The following is a 15,052-nucleotide window of genomic DNA, read 5'->3' on the forward strand; positions in this document are numbered from 1 at the left end:
GACGAGGGCACCGAATCCTGCAGCCATGCGCGCCACCACCGTCAGATCGCTGAGTTGTCTCATGTTTTCTCCGTTGACTACCCGAAAGGTGCAACGCAGAACACGCCATGGGAAACCCCGGTGGCCACGAAACACCCGGACCGGCCCGCTTCAGGGCCTGCCTACAAGGTTTATCGTCGGCGTCCACACAGAGTTGAGGGAGAAAACGGGCCTCAGGACCTCAGCCCAGCACCTGCGAAAAACCTCGCTTCAAAGAATGTAGCGAGACAAGTCCTCGTTGCGGCTCAGCTCGCCCAGTCGGGCATCCACGTAGGCCGCATCCATCGTGATGGTCTGCCCTTGCAAGCGGGTGGCATCAAAGCTCACTTCGTCCAGCAAATGCTCCATCACCGTGGCCAAGCGGCGCGCCCCGATGTTTTCGGTGCGTTCGTTCACGTCGCAGGCGATCTGCGCCAAGCGGCGTATGCCCTCTTGCGGAAATTCGAGCGTGACACCTTCGGTTGCCAGCAGCGCCTGGTACTGGCGCACCAGCGAGGCATGGGTTTGCGTCAGGATGGCCTCGAAGTCGTCCACCGACAGCGATTGCAGTTCGACGCGGATCGGAAAGCGCCCCTGCAACTCGGGGATCAGGTCGCTGGGTTTGGCGAGGTGGAACGCGCCACTGGCAATGAACAGCATGTGGTCGGTTTTCACCATGCCGTATTTGGTCGACACCGTGGTGCCTTCCACCAGCGGCAGCAGATCGCGCTGCACCCCCTGGCGCGAAACCTCCGCGCCGCCCGAGTCGTTGCGGGAAGCCACTTTGTCGAGCTCGTCGATGAACACGATGCCGTTTTGCTCGGCGTTGTGCAGCGCCTGGGTCTTGATCTCGTCCTCGTTGACCAGCTTGCCCGCCTCCTCCTCGGTGAGCAACTTCATGGCCTCGCCGATCTTGAGTTTGCGGGTCTTGCGCTTGCCCTGGCCCATGTGGCTGAACATGTCTTTCAGCTGCTCGGCCATGCCTTCCATGCCCGCCGGCCCCATGATCTCCATGGCGGGGGCGGACTCGAGCAGATCGACCTCGATCTCACGCTCGTCCAGCAAGCCTTCGCGCAACTTCTTGCGAAAGGTCTGCCGCGCAGTGCTCTCGGTCGTGGCGACCACGCCCGCACCGTCCTGTTGGCGCGGCGGCGGGATCAGGATGTCCAGAATCCGCTCTTCCGCCGCATCCTCGGCACGGGTGCGCTGCATGCGCATGGCCGCTTCGCGGGTCTGCTTCACGGCGATATCGGCCAGGTCCCGGATGATGGCATCCACATCCTTGCCCACGTACCCCACTTCGGTGAACTTGGTGGCCTCCACCTTGATGAAAGGCGCATCGGCCAGCTTGGCCAGGCGGCGCGCGATTTCGGTCTTGCCCACGCCGGTGGGGCCGATCATCAGAATGTTCTTGGGCGTGATTTCGGGTCGCAGCTTTTCATCCACCTGCTGGCGGCGCCAACGGTTGCGCAAGGCTATGGCCACGGCGCGTTTGGCGCCCTTCTGGCCGATGATGAAACGGTCCAGTTCGGACACGATCTCCTGGGGGGTCATGGAGGACATGGGCTTTATCGGAATGGTGGATGGTTGGGCCGCCGCGCGCAACGGCCTTCTGGTGCGCTGCGCCAACCACCGCCGAACGTATCGGTCAGGGTCGGCAGCGCCACCATCATGGGGTGGGCGCGGTCGGGGATAACACCTCGACCGTGTGGTTCATATTGGTGTAAATGCAGAGCTCGCCCGCGATCGCCAGCGAACGGCGCACGATGTCTTCGGCACTCAGCTCCGTGTTGTCGAGCAGTGCCTTGGCGGCCGCCTGGGCGTAGGCGCCGCCAGACCCGATCGCCACAATGCCGTGTTCGGGCTCCAGCACGTCGCCGTTGCCGGTGATGATCAGTGAGGCGCTGTGGTCGGCCACGGCCAGCATGGCCTCGAGCCGTCGCAGCACCCGGTCGGTGCGCCAGTCCCGGGTCAGTTCGATCGCGGCGCGCACCAGGTGCCCCTGGTGTTTTTCCAGCTTGGCTTCAAAGCGTTCGAACAGGGTGAAAGCGTCGGCCGTGGCGCCGGCAAAACCGGCCAGTACCCGATCGTTGTAGAGCTTGCGGACTTTGCGCGCCGTGCCCTTGACCACGATGTGTCCCAGGGTGACTTGGCCATCGCCGCCGATGGCAACCTGGACCCCGTTTTCGGTCGGTCTGCGCACGCAGACAATGGTGGTTCCGTGAAAAGATTCCATGCGGTAGTACGTGGGGACGAAAGGCCCGAACGCAAGCGCCGGGCCGGTGGCAGATGTCAGCCATTGTGACATCCGAGCCCCCTTGGCCGACGCAGCCCACCTCAGTCGTTGCGGACCACGACCTTGGCGTATTCGGTGATGCCGATGACGTTGAAAAACGCCGAGACCAGCCGGTGTGCATCCACGAACTGGACTGTGCGGCCCTGGGCATGGTGGCCCGAGACCCAGTTGAGCAAGGTGCCTGCCGCAGAAAAATCCACCCGGATCAGATTCCGGCAGGAAATGATGAGCACGTCGGCCCCTTTGATGCGCTGCTCCAGGGTTTCGAGCGTGGCCTGCGGATCACCACGGATTTCGCCCGCCAGTTCCACCAGCCCCAGTTGGCTGAACTCCGAGTTGGCACCGTCCAGCGAAGAATCGACCGGGTACCCGGAAGCGACCTGCTCCATCACGGCCTCGCCCAACACGGACTGCCCCGAACCCGACTGTTTTTCGGCGGTCAAGGGGTGGAAATGGCACAGCGGCTTCTCCCACCCAGGCGGCGATACCTCGTAGGTGACGCAGAAATCCAGGGCGGTGAGCTCGAACTCGTCGGGCCGGTTCATGATGCGCAGCATCGCCATGCGCAGCTCCCACCAGAGCTGCTCCACGTCCCGGCGCCCGGACGGTGTCTGGGACTTGAGCACTTCGCGCAAGCGGCCCGAACCCAGAAAGCGCAAATCCACATCCTGATCGCCCCACAGCGTCAGAATGCCCAGCAAGGCACGAGCGGCTTTGACGTCGATGGACTCGACCAAGGACCAGTCCAGCACCCAGGGTTGTTTGGCGCGCGACAGCACACTTTGCAAGGTGCCCACGGCGTGCGCGTCCAGCTCGGGCTCACAGGCCCAAGCCGCCTGGCTGGGGCTGGTCATGGGCCTGTAGGTTTTGCCCGATTTGCTGGAGACCGCCTGGGGCATGTCGTACCACTGCGGCGCCGATCGGCCGAACCGGTTCACAAAGTCCACCGCGCGACTCTCGAAGGGCGCCATCTGGCTTGTTGCGCGGTACAAATCGAACAGGGCCAACCAATCTTCTTGGAGGTTGACCCGGGCATCACCCTCTCCCAGGGTGTCGAGCAAGCCCTGCTCAGCGCCTTTGTCGTCGCCGTTGGCAAACCGGATCGCCGCTTCTTCGACCTCGGGGTCTTGGGCGAAGTCCTGGACATCGAGCGCAAAAAAATGGGACGCGGAGAACACCGAGTTCGGGCCGCTGAGCGCACCCGGCGCGGTGGGCGTCATGAGACCCGTGCGCACGTTCGGTGAAACACTGGTCGGTGATTTTCCGGCCAACTCCAGCTCGCGTGGACCTGCGGCCGGTTGCTGGGCACGCGCAGCAGGCAATGGCGATCGAACGGCGGCCTTGGGGCGCTCCGGCTCTTCGTCGGGCACCAGCGGCGCAGCTTCTGTTTCGTCGTACTGGGCGACACGTTGCCGCGCCTCCTGGCGCTCGCCGGGCTTTTGTGCCACACCGGACGCCTTGGCGTCCAGCGCGCCTTGCCCCCCGGTCGACAGACCGGCGCCCGACGTCGAGCCCGACACGGACATGGAGTCGGGCCCTTTGGTCTTCCACCACTGCATGGACATCTGGGCTTCGATCTCGTCGATCTTCTTGAGCGTCATGGCCCGGTCGTCCGGCTTGGACGGCAGGCTGCTCTGGAAGAAAGAAGGTCGCATGCCCGGCCCATCCCCGTCGGACGACTCCCGGCTGCGGATCTTGCGCAACATGTCGAATTCGCGCTTGCGCACGAAATCGTTGCGGCGCTTGCGCTCGATCATCTCCTTGAGCGCTTGCTTGCTGTATTCGCTTTCGCGGTCGGCCGTCCGCGTGTCCAGATCGGACCAGCTGGTGGTGGGATGACGAACGAACTTGGCCACCTTGGACAGGAAGCCGCCGCTGGAATCGTCCTTGGACATGGGTGTCAGTACCGGGCGTGGTGGGCCAATAGCCGAAGACCGCTCAATCTCCGAACATTTTCTGTTTCAGCTCACGCCGTTGCTGCGCCTCCAAGGAGAGGTTCGCTGTGGGGCGCGCCATCAAGCGGCCCACACCAATGGGTTCACCGGTTTCGTCGCAATACCCGTATTCACCCGAGTCGATGCGGGCAATGGCCTGACCGATTTTCTTCAGCAACTTGCGCTCGCGGTCCCGGGTACGCAACTCCAGCGCGTGCTCTTCTTCGATCGTGGCGCGGTCCGCCGGATCGGGCACCACCACCGTGTCTTCGCGCAGGTGCTCGGTGGTTTCGCCGGCATTGGCCAGCATGTCGGCCTTGAGCAGCGACAGCTTGCGCCGAAAGAAGGCCAGCTGGACTTCGTTCATGTACTCGCTGTCCGGCATGGCCTGGACGTCCTGGTCGGTCAACTGTTCGACCGACAGGCTTTTCCAGTTGTTGGCCCGCTTGGGATCCTTGTGGATGGAGGACGGCACGGGGGGGGACATTAAACGTTCATTCATGTTGGAAAAAGTAGCCTTGGCGGCATCGGGCGCATGGGTGGGCACCACCTCTGCTTGCGTCATCTGCTCCATCATCACCTTTTTGGCCGCCCGTTTGCCCATGGGGCGTGGGGTGGGCTCGACCACGATGGCGCGTGCCGTCGGTTTCGGCGCTTTCGGCACAGGTGTGGACGCGGCGCTTGCAGCGCTGGTGGCTCCCGCGCCCTTGGCCGCAACCGGAGCGGTTTTGGATTTGGCTGGAAGAGTGGATTTGGTGGGGGATGTCGTGGGTGTCATCGGCTTCTTGGTGGCGGTGCTGGCCGGTGCTTTTACGACAGCCTGCTTGGCACCCTTGGTCGGGCTCTTGGCAGGCAAGGCTTTTTTGATCGGGGTGGCAGCGACGGATTTCTTCGGCGCCGATTTGGCAGCGGACTTGGGCGCTGCAACTTTGCTGGCGATGGGCGCTTTCGCGACCACCTTGGAGCTGGTTTTGGCCACAGATTTGACCACAGGGGCTTTCACCGGTTTTTTGGCCGCGACCACAGCGCGCGCAGAACCGCCGGATTTTGCCGCGCCCACGCTCTTTTTTGCCGCTGCCGGAGCCGACTTTTTCGCTTGGGTTGACCTGGTGGCCGGGACTTTCACAACGGGTCTCCTCTTGGTGCCTGACGATACGAGCTCTTGGAGCGGGGTGCTACCGGGGATACACCCCGGTCTGCGGCGGCTCCAAGCACCGGCTGCGCCGGCTTGTCCGTTGTTATACCCCCAATACGGCCAGACTTCGGCGGGCCGTCAGCACGGAGCTGACAGATCGCCTCGACACGGGTCGGGAAGTCGGCTTCGGGCGCGATTGTAACGACGCGGGCCCGGTTGGCCGCATTTCTTCGCCAGAGCGAAAGCCCAGGCGTTGGAGAAGCGAGACAAACGGCACGGTCCATTCTGTTCAGCGCACCTCTACCTCGGGGATCGCTTCACACCAGGGCCTGGTCCAGTCCCTGGACCAGGATGTCGCGCGGCAAATCCAGGCCAATGAAGACCATTTTGCTCACGCGAGGCTCGTCGGCCGCCCAGGCCGGACCCAGATCGCTGCCCATGAGTTGGTGCACGCCCTGAAAAATGACTTTTCTCTCGGTGCCTTCCATGTTCAGCACCCCTTTGTAGCGCAGCATGCGGGGGCCATAGACCTGCACCACCGCACCCAGAAAATCTTCCAGCTTGGCGGGGTTGAACGGTCGGGTGGCCCGGTAGACGAAGCTTTTCACATCGTCGTCGTGATGGTGGTGGTGTCCGTGCTGGTGCGAGGGATGGTCGCAATGCTCACCGTGGTCGTGGTCGTGGTCGTGGTGATCGTGTTCGTCCTCTTCCTTCAGGAAGTCCGGATCGATGTCGAGCTTGGCATTGAGGTTGAAGCCGCGCAGGTCGAACACCTCGCTGAGCGCCACTTCCCCGAAATGCACCGGCCGCATGGGCGCGCGCGGGTTCATGTGCTTGAGTCGGTGGGTGAGCGCGGCCAGCGCTTCGGCGTCCACCAGATCGGCCTTGCTGATGAAGATCTGGTCGGCGAAACCCACCTGGCGGCGCGCTTCCTGCCGGTCGTCGAGCTGGGTCTGGGCGTGTTTGGCATCCACCAGGGTCAGGATGGAGTCGAGCAGGTATTGCTCAGCCACCTCGTCGTCCATGAAAAAGGTTTGCGCCACCGGACCCGGATCGGCCAGGCCCGTGGTTTCGATCACCACCCGGTCAAAATCCAGTTCGCCCTTGCGCTTTTTGGTCGCCAGATCTTGCAAGGTGGCGCGCAGATCGTCGCGGATGGTGCAGCAGATGCAGCCGTTGCTCATCTGGATGATGTTTTCGGTGGTGTCCGACACCAGGATGTCGCTGTCGATGTTCTCTTCACCGAACTCGTTTTCCACCACCGCGATTTTCTGGCCGTGTGCTTCGGACAGGACGCGCTTGAGCAAGGTGGTTTTCCCGGAACCGAGAAAGCCGGTGAGGATGGTGGCGGGAATGAGTGGCATGGCAAACGGTACGGACGGTGAAAACAGCCAAAGAGTGTATGCCACCTGCGCGACCGGTGCATGACCTGCGGCAGGGCGGGCCTGTTCAGGTCGGGGTTCTGGCCCGGGGTTCAGGGCTTCAGATAGACATAGCCTTCGCGCGCCTGCAACCGGGCCACTTCGGCCACACCGGACGGCACGACCGTGGCTTCCAGCGCCACTTTGGCGGGGTCGATGTTGCGCCCCACCAAGGTGTTGTTGCAGACCCGGAACTCCACACCCTTGGTCGCCAAATCGCCGATGGCGCCTGCAAACAAGGCGCCCGAGTCGGTCTTGGCGCCTTCGAGCAGAAAATCGACGCCTTCGTTGTGGGTCACCACCACGATCTTGACCGAGGGGTCGGCGTCCAGGTGGTTGCGGATGTTGTACATGGCGCGCGACGCCTGTGCCTGGCCTTCGCTCAGGTGGTAAACCACCTTGATCGCAGGTGTGGTCTGGGCCTGCACAGAGCCCGCCATCACGGCGGCGAGCAGCAGGGTCTTCAGAGCGGCAAACAATTTGGACATGAGAACTCCTGAATGGGGCTGGGGCATGACCCGCTCATCCCAAGCCCTGCTCGATGCTACAGGGAATGCGACCCTGGGGCTGGGGTCAGGGCCACTGGGGGCGTCAGGTTTTGTCTGAGCGCTTGTTGCCGGCCGGGAGCGGCACATCCACCGCCTGGGCCGGCGGCTTGCGGCCCCCTTTTTGCGCGTGCGCCCGGGGGTGGGCCGCGTCGTACACCTGGGCCAGGTGCTGGAAATCCAGCCGGGTATAGACCTGGGTGGTGCTGATACTGGCGTGGCCGAGCAGTTCCTGCACCGCGCGCAAGTCGCCGCTGGACTGCAGCACATGGCTGGCAAACGAATGGCGCAACATGTGCGGATGCACGGGCGTGGCCAGTCCCGCCAACAAAGACCGCCGTTTGAGCCGCACGCGTATGTGTTGCGGCGTCAAGCGCTGCCCGCGCGTGCCGATGAACAAGGCTGCGTCTTCACCGGCCCAGGCGCTGCGCTGCACCAACCAGGCGGCCAGCGCCTGCAAAGCCGCGCGCCCCACCGGCACGCTGCGGCGCTTGGCGCCTTTGCCCAGCACATGGGCCTCGCCCGCCTGGGCGTCGATCCAGCCACGCGCTTGCACGCTCGCCGCCACGTCCAGCCCCACCAGCTCGCCAATGCGTAGGCCACAGCCGTAAAGCAGTTCGGTGAAGCAGCGGTCGCGCGCCTCCCGCACCGGGTCGTCGGCGGCCTCCACATGGGCGGCCAGTTGAACCGATTCGTCCACGCCCAGGGCCTTGGGCAGCGGTTTGCCCGCCTTGGGTGCACGCACGTCTTGTACCGGGTTGTGGCCGATCAACCCCTGGCGCCCCAGCCAGACATAAAACCCGCGCCAGCCCGAAAGAATGAGTGCGATGCCGCGCGCGCTGCGGCCAGCGCCGTGCATCTGCGCCACCCAGCGCCGCAGGTGGTGGTTCTGCACCTCGCGCAAGGCCACCGGTACCGTTTGCGCCTGGGCGCACAGTTTCTCCAGATCGCCGGTGTACAAAACCACGGTGCGCTCGGCCAGGCGTTTTTCCACCCGCACGTGCTCCAGGTAGGCACGCACCAGTGCGGCGTCGCTATCGGGCGGCTGGGGTGCGGGCGAAGACGCGGTCACACCGGCACCTGCGTGCGGTCAAGCCGTGGCAGCGGGCACCACGGGGCGCAGGCGGGACAGCGCGGCGCTGCTCAGCTCGCCAATGCGTTCCAGGAATTCGGTGCCCATGTCGGGCCCGAAGCGTTTCTCGTCGGGCGAGGCCAGCACCAGCAGGCCAAACGCTTCGGGTGCCAGGCCCGCGCGCAACGGGATCAGGGCCAGTGAGGCGGCCGCCACCGGGTCGCCCAGCCATTGGCTCGCCTCCAGGCCGGGGTTGGCGCCGCAATACGGCTGCACCAGCGACGAAGCAAACGCCTGCACGTCGTCGCTGGCCCCCTGGGCAAAGGCTTCGCCCAGAAATTCGGGCGCCACGCCCCAGACCTTGATCGCCACCTGCGGCACCAGAAATTGGGTTTCCACCTCGTGCGCCACCACGGCGGGCAAGGCGCGGGCTTCGCGGGTGAGCAAGAGCGCGCGGGTCCAGCGCTGCAACTTGTCGGCAATGACGCTGTTGTCGTTGCCGTGGCGGATCATGTCGGCCGCCTTGAGTTCCAGGCCCCGAATTTTCTCGCGCAACATCTCGGCCTGCCGCTCCTGCAAGCTCACCGCCCGGTTGCCGTGTGGGCTGGTGAGCTGTACCGCGGCCAGCAAGCTGGCATGGCGCTCAAAAAAATCGGGGGTGTTGGCCAGGTAGTTGGCGATGTCGTCTTCGGTGATGGGCGGGATGTTTTGGTCGTTCATGTCTTGCGGTTGTTGCGTTCAGCGGTTCAGCCCAGTTCGGGCACTTCGACCTCGCCGTCGAAAACGGTGGTGGCCGGGCCGGTCATCAGAACCGGTGCGTTGTGGGTGGCGTTGTCCTGCCATTCGATGCTCAGCACGCCGCCGTGGGTGTGCACGTCCACCCGTTCGTCCAGCAGGCCCAGGCGCACACCCGCCACCACCGCCGCGCAAGCGCCGGTGCCACAGGCCAGGGTTTCGCCAGCGCCGCGCTCGTAGACCCGCAAACGCACTTCACCGCGGTTCACCACCTGCAGGAAACCCGCGTTCACGCGCTGGGGAAACCGCACATGGCTCTCGATCAACGGGCCCCAGAGAGCCACCGGCGCGGTGTCCACGTCGTCCACCAGCAGCACGGCATGGGGATTGCCCATGGACAGCACCGACAGCCAGACGATGGGCGCCTCGGCGCCAGCCAGCGCCAGCGGCCAGCGCTCAAAGCCGGCCATGGGCACCGCCGCCGGGCCAGTTGCATCAAAAGGCACGCGGTCCAGCTCGAACACCGGCGCGCCCATGTCCACGGTGACGCGGCCATCGCTGTGCCGGCGCAGCTCCAGCACGCCGTTCTTGACCTGCACCCGCAGTGGGTTGCGCTCGCTCAGACCTTTTTCATGCACATAGCGCACAAAACAGCGTGCGCCATTGCCGCAGTGCTCGACCTCGCCGCCGTCGGCGTTGTGGATCGCGTACGCAAAATCCAGCCCTTCACCGGGCGAGGGCCGCACGCTCAATATCTGGTCGGCGCCAATGCCGAAATGCCGATCGGCCAGCCAGCGGTATTGCGCCGTGCTCAGACCCAGGCGGCCACGGGTTTCGTCGAGCACGACAAAGTCGTTGCCCGCTCCCTGCATTTTGGTGAATCGGATACGCATGCAAGGGATTATCCGTCCACATCGGTGCGCAACGGTGCACGGTGCCGACACATCCGGGTGCGCATCACATCGGTGCCATGCGCTTTCCCTGTGCACGCCAGCCCCGACACCCGCACTCTGCGCACAATATCTGTGCAACTTTGTACACAATCTGTGGCGATTTGCGTACAAACCGCTTGGCACAGCTTATGCGTAGCTGTTCGCATGCAAGCCCATACCCTTTCGCCAGCCGCCATCGAACTGGTTGCCCTGACCAAGCGTTTTGCCGGGGGCAGCGTGGCGGTGGACCACATCAACCTGCGGGTGGCGAGCAACAGCTACTGCTGCCTACTGGGGCCATCGGGCTGCGGCAAGAGCACCACCTTGCGCATGATCGCCGGCCACGAAAGCACGAGCAGCGGCGACATCCTGCTGGAAAACCGCAACATCACCGACTTGCCCGCCGCCGAGCGTGGCACCGCCATGATGTTCCAGAGCTTTGCGCTGTTCCCGCACCTGTCTGCGCTGGACAACGTGGCCTTCAGCCTCCAGATGAAGGGTGTGGACAAAACCGAGCGCCAAAAGCGCGCGCAAGAACTGCTGGAGCGCGTGGCCATGGGCCACCTGGCGCAACGCCTGCCCAGCGAACTCTCGGGCGGCCAGCAGCAGCGCGTGGCCCTGGCGCGCGCGCTCATCACCCAGCCGCGTGTGCTGCTGCTCGACGAACCGCTGTCCGCGCTCGACCCCTTTTTGCGCATACAAATGCGCGCCGAGCTGCGCCACTGGCAAAAAGAACTGGGCCTGACCTTCATCCACGTGACCCATTCGCAAGAAGAGGCGATGGCACTGGCCGACACCATGGTGGTGATGAACCAGGGGCGCATCGAGCAAATGGGTTCGCCCCACGCCATCTACAACCGCCCGGCCAGCGAATTCGTGGCCCGTTTCATGGGCGGGCACAACGTGTTGAACACCTCCCACGGCCGGGTGGCGGTGCGCAACGACCACATCCAACTGACCCCCCTGGACAGCGGTGCGAGCTGGCCCGCCACGGTGCGCGACGTGGAGTACCAGGGCAGCTATGTGCTGCTGGCCCTGCGGCTGGACAGCGAAGCCACGGCAGACAGCGTGTCGGTGATGCTGTCCGAAGCCAGCTTCGTGCAAAACCCTTACGCGCCGGGCGACCGCGTCGGCCTCACATGGAAGCCCGACCAAGCCCACAGATTTCCGCTCGACCTGGTGGCCGCCTGACAACGGCCACCGCGTTCAAGCCCCTTCCCGTGCTCTCGATCTCTGTTCTTTTTTCCTGCCTCCCGACTTCCACCCCACACCCACAGGAGCTTCACCATGTCCGATACGCTTGAACCCACCCCCGACTTCGCCACCACCGGCCTCTCGCGCCGCAGCCTGCTGCAAGGCACCGCCGGCATGGCGGGCATTCTGGCCAGCGGCCTGGCACCCGCCGTGCATGCGCAAGACAAGATCGTGCTGCGCTACCTGGGCACCGCGGTGAACCAGGACAAGACCATTGCAGAGAAGTTTGAAAAAGACACCGGCATCAAGATCCAGTACGTGGCCGTGACCACCGACGACGTGACCAAACGCGCGGTGACCGCGCCCAACAGCTTCGACCTGATCGACACCGAATATTTCTCGCTCAAGAAAATCGTGCCCACCGGCAACTTGAAGGGCATCGACACCAAGCGCATCAAGAACGCCGACAAGATCACGCCGCTGTTCACCTCGGGTTCGGTGGCCGGGAAAACCGTGGGCGACCAGGGTACGGCCCCCAAGAAAGTGATCTTTCTGGAAGGCGAAAAGAGCAAGGTGTTTGCCAAGACCCCAACCCAGTTCATGAGCCTGATCCCCACGGTGTACAACGCCGACACGCTGGGCATCCGCCCCGATCTGATCAAGCGCCCCATCGGTTCCTGGGCCGAACTGTTGAACCCCGAATTCAAGGGCAAGGCGGCCATTCTCAACATCCCGAGCATCGGCATCATGGACGCGGCGATGGTGGTGGAGGCCATGGGTCTCTACAAGTACCCCGACAAGGGCAACATGACCAAGGCCGAGATCGATCTCACCATCAAGACCTTGATCGAAGCCAAGAAGGCCGGCCAGTTCCGCGCGCTCTGGAAAGACTTCAACGAGTCGGTCAACCTCATGGCCTCGGGCGAGGTGGTGATCCAGTCCATGTGGAGCCCGGCGGTGACCGCTGTGCGCACCAAAGGCATTGCCTGCAACTTCCAGCCGCTGAAAGAAGGCTACCGCGCCTGGGCCGCCGGCTTCGGCCTGCCCGCCACGCTCTCGGGTCGCAAGCTCGACGGTGCCTACGAATTCATCAACTGGTTCCTGGACGGCTGGGCCGGTGCCTACCTGAACCGCCAGGGCTATTACAGCGCCGTGCTCGACACCGCCAAAGCCCAGATGGAAGCCTACGAATGGGCCTACTGGATGGAAGGCAAGCCCGCCGCCAAAGACATCAAGAGCCCCACCGGTGACGTGCTGGCCAAGGCCGGCGAAGTGCGCGACGGCGGCAGCTACGAAGCGCGCATGGGCGGCATCGCCTGCTGGAACGCGGTGATGGACGAGAACGAGTACATGGTGCGCAAGTGGAATGAGTTTGTAGCGGCCTGAAAGCCTCCCCCCGCGCCGGAAGGGTTTTCGGTTCATTCCTCTGACGGGTATTTCCATGAGCAGCACATCCACCACCACAGCTCCTGTCTCCGACAGCCCCAACCGCAGCGTTGCGGCCTGGTGGCAGGCCGCGCCTTTCACGCTGGTGTTTGTGCTGTTCTTTCTGATCCCGCTGGGGCTGATCCTGATGGTCAGCTTCTGGGATTTCAACGAGTACGAGCTGATCCCGACCTTCACCTTGCGCAACTACGTGAGCATCTTTGAGGGCTGCTCCCGGCTCACGGATTTTGGCGATTTCTGCGTCACGCTGTCCACCTACCTGTCCACGCTGAAGTTCTGCCTGCTGGTCTGGGCGATCACCCTGGTGGTGGGCTTTTCGGTGGCCTATTTTCTGGTCTTCCATGTGCGCTCACCCGGCATGCAGACGGCCTTGTTCGTGCTGTGCACAGTGCCGTTCTGGACCTCCAACGTGATCCGCATGATTTCCTGGGTGCCGCTGCTGGGCCGCAATGGCCTGGTCAACCAGAGCCTGCAAAACATCGGCCTGATCGACACGCCGATCGACTGGCTGCTGTTTTCCGACTTCTCGGTGGTGCTGGCCTTTGTGCACCTCTACACCATGTTCATGATCGTGCCCATCTTCAACAGCATGATGCGCATCGACCGCAGCCTGCTCGAAGCCGCCAGCGACGCCGGCGCCAGCGGCTGGCAGACGCTGTGGAACGTGGTGGTGCCGCTCTCACGCACCGGCATCATCATCGGCTCCATCTTCGTCATCACCATCGTCATGGGCGACTTCGTCACCATCGGCGTGATGGGCGGCCAGCAAATCGCCTCGGTGGGCAAGATCATCCAGGTGCAGACCAGCTACCTGCAGTTCCCGCTGGCCGCGGCCAACGCGGTGATCTTGCTGGCCGTGGTGCTGATGATCATCTGGGGACTCACACGCCTCGTCGACATCCGGAAGGAACTATGACCACCCCCGTTGCTTGCTCACTTCGTGTAGCCGCATACCCCCTCAAGGGGGCAACACCAGCGGCCCGGCAAAGCCGGTTCCGCGGTGTTCCTGGGTGGAGCATCTGCACGCAGTCATCCGCGCTGAAACGAGGGCACTGAACATGTCACATTCAACAGAATCGCGCGCGCCAGGCTTCTGGCCGCTGGCCATGGTGTTCGCGCTCTTCGTGCTGTTCATGTACGGCCCCATGTTCGTCATCTTTGTGCTCTCGTTCCAGGGTCCCGAAGGCGGTCTGACCTTTCCGCTGCGGGGCTTGTCGCTGCACTGGTTCCGCCAACTCGCCGAAGGCCTGGGCACGGTGGACATTGGCGGGGCCTTTTTGCGCTCGCTGGCACTGGGTGCCGTGGTGATGTTGCTCACCGTGCTGCTGTCGGTGCTCGCGGGCCTGGCGTTCCGCAAAAAGCTGCGCGGCGGCAATGCGCTGTTCTACATCACCGTGGCCAGCCTGATCATGCCGTCCATCATCGTGTCGCTGGGCATAGGCTTGCAGTTCCGTTTGCTCGACGGCGGCATCAAGTGGCTGTTGCAAGCCGTGGGCGCCACCGGCACGCTGGAAACCTACGGCACCGCCCTGGGCCTGTACAGCTCGGCCTTGGGTGCCCACCTCACCTGGACGCTGCCGTTCGGCCTGCTCATCATGTTCGCGGTGTTCAACCGCTTCAACCCCGCGTACGAAGAAGCGGCGCGCGACCTCGGCGCCACGCCCTGGCAGACCTTCCGCCACGTGGTGTTGCCGCTGATCGGCCCGTCGGTGGTCGGCGTGGGCATGTTTGGCTTCACCCTGAGCTGGGACGAAATCGCCCGCACCTCACAGGCCATCGGCGACGTCAACACCTTGCCGTTGGAGTTGCAAGGCCTCACATCCACCGTGACCACACCCGCCATCTACGCGCTGGGCACAGTCACCACCGTGGTGTCGTTTGCCGTCATCGGCGTCACGGTGGCCTTGGCCACCCTGATGCGCCGCCGCCAAAAATCCCGGGGCGCGGCATGACCGAAGGCCTTGCCCGACGCAGACACCCGAGCACCGGCGCGGCAACGCCAAAACCCTTGTCCGATACAGCGGCCCTGTCGGACAACGGCATTTACGAGCGCATGGTGTCCGCCATCCTGGACCACCAGTTGCCACCCGGCACCAAGCTGGTGGAAGACCGGCTGGCCGAGGCTTTTGGTGTTTCACGCACCCGCATCCGGCCGGTGCTGGTGCGCTTGGCCAACGAAAAAGTGGTGACGCTCACACCCAACCGGGGCGCGGCCATTGCGCAGCCCAGCGAGCGCGAAGCGCGCGAGGTGTTCGAGGTCCGCCGCCTGATCGAGCCGACCCTGGTCGAGCGTTTTGTCGCGTCGGCCACCGCCGCCGACCTGC

15 protein-coding genes are annotated in these 15,052 nt (G+C 64.0%); 6 read left to right on the plus strand and 9 right to left on the minus strand.

All coding sequences use genetic code 11. From position 1 onward, the window contains the following. Window positions 1–249 precede the first annotated feature (249 nt). The 4 genes from hslU to dksA form a co-directional block, all read right to left on the minus strand. Entirely contained in the window at window positions 250–1,581 is a 1,332-nt protein-coding gene (gene hslU / locus ABYB95_RS05565) for an ATP-dependent protease ATPase subunit HslU (RefSeq protein ID WP_372657468.1), read from the minus strand. Between the two features lie 106 nt (window positions 1,582–1,687). Continuing rightward, on the minus strand, window positions 1,688–2,254 hold the full coding sequence (gene hslV / locus ABYB95_RS05570; protein WP_372657469.1) for an ATP-dependent protease subunit HslV: 567 nt from the start codon (window positions 2,252–2,254) through the stop codon (window positions 1,688–1,690). Window positions 2,255–2,355: 101 nt separating this feature from the next. Then, window positions 2,356–4,209 carry an STAS domain-containing protein gene (locus ABYB95_RS05575; protein ID WP_372657470.1) on the minus strand — a complete coding sequence of 618 codons (1,854 nt, stop codon included), beginning with the start codon at window positions 4,207–4,209 and terminating at the stop codon, window positions 2,356–2,358. A gap of 43 nt (window positions 4,210–4,252) precedes the next feature. Then, complete coding sequence (gene dksA / locus ABYB95_RS05580; RefSeq protein ID WP_372657471.1) at window positions 4,253–4,735, minus strand: RNA polymerase-binding protein DksA; 483 nt, start codon at window positions 4,733–4,735, stop codon at window positions 4,253–4,255. 13 nt (window positions 4,736–4,748) lie between these two features. Here dksA and ABYB95_RS05585 point away from each other — a divergent pair, with 13 nt between their 5' ends. Continuing rightward, window positions 4,749–5,585, plus strand: a complete 837-nt coding sequence (locus ABYB95_RS05585) for a hypothetical protein (RefSeq protein WP_372657472.1) — start codon at window positions 4,749–4,751, stop codon at window positions 5,583–5,585. A gap of 115 nt (window positions 5,586–5,700) precedes the next feature. On the opposite strand, the gene ABYB95_RS05590 is transcribed toward ABYB95_RS05585, so the two are convergent. The 5 genes from ABYB95_RS05590 to dapF form a co-directional block, all read right to left on the minus strand. Continuing rightward, entirely contained in the window at window positions 5,701–6,747 is a 1,047-nt protein-coding gene (locus ABYB95_RS05590) for a GTP-binding protein (protein WP_372657473.1), read from the minus strand. 110 nt (window positions 6,748–6,857) lie between these two features. Beyond that, complete coding sequence (locus tag ABYB95_RS05595) at window positions 6,858–7,292, minus strand: DsrE family protein (RefSeq protein ID WP_372657474.1); 435 nt, start codon at window positions 7,290–7,292, stop codon at window positions 6,858–6,860. Window positions 7,293–7,395: 103 nt separating this feature from the next. After that, window positions 7,396–8,421 carry a tyrosine recombinase XerC gene (locus tag ABYB95_RS05600; RefSeq protein ID WP_372657476.1) on the minus strand — a complete coding sequence of 342 codons (1,026 nt, stop codon included), beginning with the start codon at window positions 8,419–8,421 and terminating at the stop codon, window positions 7,396–7,398. A gap of 18 nt (window positions 8,422–8,439) precedes the next feature. Beyond that, a complete protein-coding gene (locus ABYB95_RS05605) occupies window positions 8,440–9,141 on the minus strand; it encodes a DUF484 family protein (RefSeq protein WP_372657477.1) in 702 nt (233 codons plus the stop codon). 26 nt (window positions 9,142–9,167) lie between these two features. After that, window positions 9,168–10,049: a diaminopimelate epimerase gene (dapF, locus tag ABYB95_RS05610; protein WP_372657478.1), complete on the minus strand. Its 882-nt coding sequence runs from the start codon at window positions 10,047–10,049 to the stop codon at window positions 9,168–9,170. Window positions 10,050–10,253: 204 nt separating this feature from the next. Here dapF and ABYB95_RS05615 point away from each other — a divergent pair, with 204 nt between their 5' ends. From ABYB95_RS05615 to ABYB95_RS05635, 5 genes are all read left to right on the plus strand, one after another. Then, window positions 10,254–11,279, plus strand: a complete 1,026-nt coding sequence (locus ABYB95_RS05615) for an ABC transporter ATP-binding protein (protein ID WP_372657479.1) — start codon at window positions 10,254–10,256, stop codon at window positions 11,277–11,279. 96 nt (window positions 11,280–11,375) lie between these two features. Continuing rightward, complete coding sequence (locus tag ABYB95_RS05620) at window positions 11,376–12,668, plus strand: PotD/PotF family extracellular solute-binding protein (protein ID WP_372657480.1); 1,293 nt, start codon at window positions 11,376–11,378, stop codon at window positions 12,666–12,668. 55 nt (window positions 12,669–12,723) lie between these two features. After that, window positions 12,724–13,644 (plus strand): ABC transporter permease, encoded by a 921-nt coding sequence (locus ABYB95_RS05625; protein WP_372657481.1) that lies wholly within the window; start codon window positions 12,724–12,726, stop codon window positions 13,642–13,644. A 142-nt stretch (window positions 13,645–13,786) separates the two neighbouring features. Then, on the plus strand, window positions 13,787–14,680 hold the full coding sequence (locus tag ABYB95_RS05630; protein ID WP_372657482.1) for an ABC transporter permease: 894 nt from the start codon (window positions 13,787–13,789) through the stop codon (window positions 14,678–14,680). 101 nt (window positions 14,681–14,781) lie between these two features. Continuing rightward, on the plus strand, window positions 14,782–15,052 hold a 271-nt coding region (locus tag ABYB95_RS05635; RefSeq protein ID WP_372657483.1), incomplete at its 3' end, for a GntR family transcriptional regulator.

Source organism: Hydrogenophaga sp. (genome assembly GCF_041633695.1).
Classification (GTDB): domain Bacteria; phylum Pseudomonadota; class Gammaproteobacteria; order Burkholderiales; family Burkholderiaceae_C; genus Hydrogenophaga.

Coding starts and splice junctions, on each gene's coding strand:
- hslU (WP_372657468.1), bottom strand. CDS start 1,581: ATGTCCTCCATGACCCCCCAGGAGATCGTGTCCGAACTGGACCGTTTC.
- hslV (WP_372657469.1), bottom strand. CDS start 2,254: ATGGAATCTTTTCACGGAACCACCATTGTCTGCGTGCGCAGACCGACC.
- ABYB95_RS05575 (WP_372657470.1), bottom strand. CDS start 4,209: ATGTCCAAGGACGATTCCAGCGGCGGCTTCCTGTCCAAGGTGGCCAAG.
- dksA (WP_372657471.1), bottom strand. CDS start 4,735: ATGTCCCCCCCCGTGCCGTCCTCCATCCACAAGGATCCCAAGCGGGCC.
- ABYB95_RS05585 (WP_372657472.1), top strand. CDS start 4,749: ATGTTGGAAAAAGTAGCCTTGGCGGCATCGGGCGCATGGGTGGGCACC.
- ABYB95_RS05590 (WP_372657473.1), bottom strand. CDS start 6,747: ATGCCACTCATTCCCGCCACCATCCTCACCGGCTTTCTCGGTTCCGGG.
- ABYB95_RS05595 (WP_372657474.1), bottom strand. CDS start 7,292: ATGTCCAAATTGTTTGCCGCTCTGAAGACCCTGCTGCTCGCCGCCGTG.
- ABYB95_RS05605 (WP_372657477.1), bottom strand. CDS start 9,141: ATGAACGACCAAAACATCCCGCCCATCACCGAAGACGACATCGCCAAC.
- dapF (WP_372657478.1), bottom strand. CDS start 10,049: ATGCGTATCCGATTCACCAAAATGCAGGGAGCGGGCAACGACTTTGTC.
- ABYB95_RS05615 (WP_372657479.1), top strand. CDS start 10,254: ATGCAAGCCCATACCCTTTCGCCAGCCGCCATCGAACTGGTTGCCCTG.
- ABYB95_RS05620 (WP_372657480.1), top strand. CDS start 11,376: ATGTCCGATACGCTTGAACCCACCCCCGACTTCGCCACCACCGGCCTC.
- ABYB95_RS05625 (WP_372657481.1), top strand. CDS start 12,724: ATGAGCAGCACATCCACCACCACAGCTCCTGTCTCCGACAGCCCCAAC.
- ABYB95_RS05630 (WP_372657482.1), top strand. CDS start 13,787: ATGTCACATTCAACAGAATCGCGCGCGCCAGGCTTCTGGCCGCTGGCC.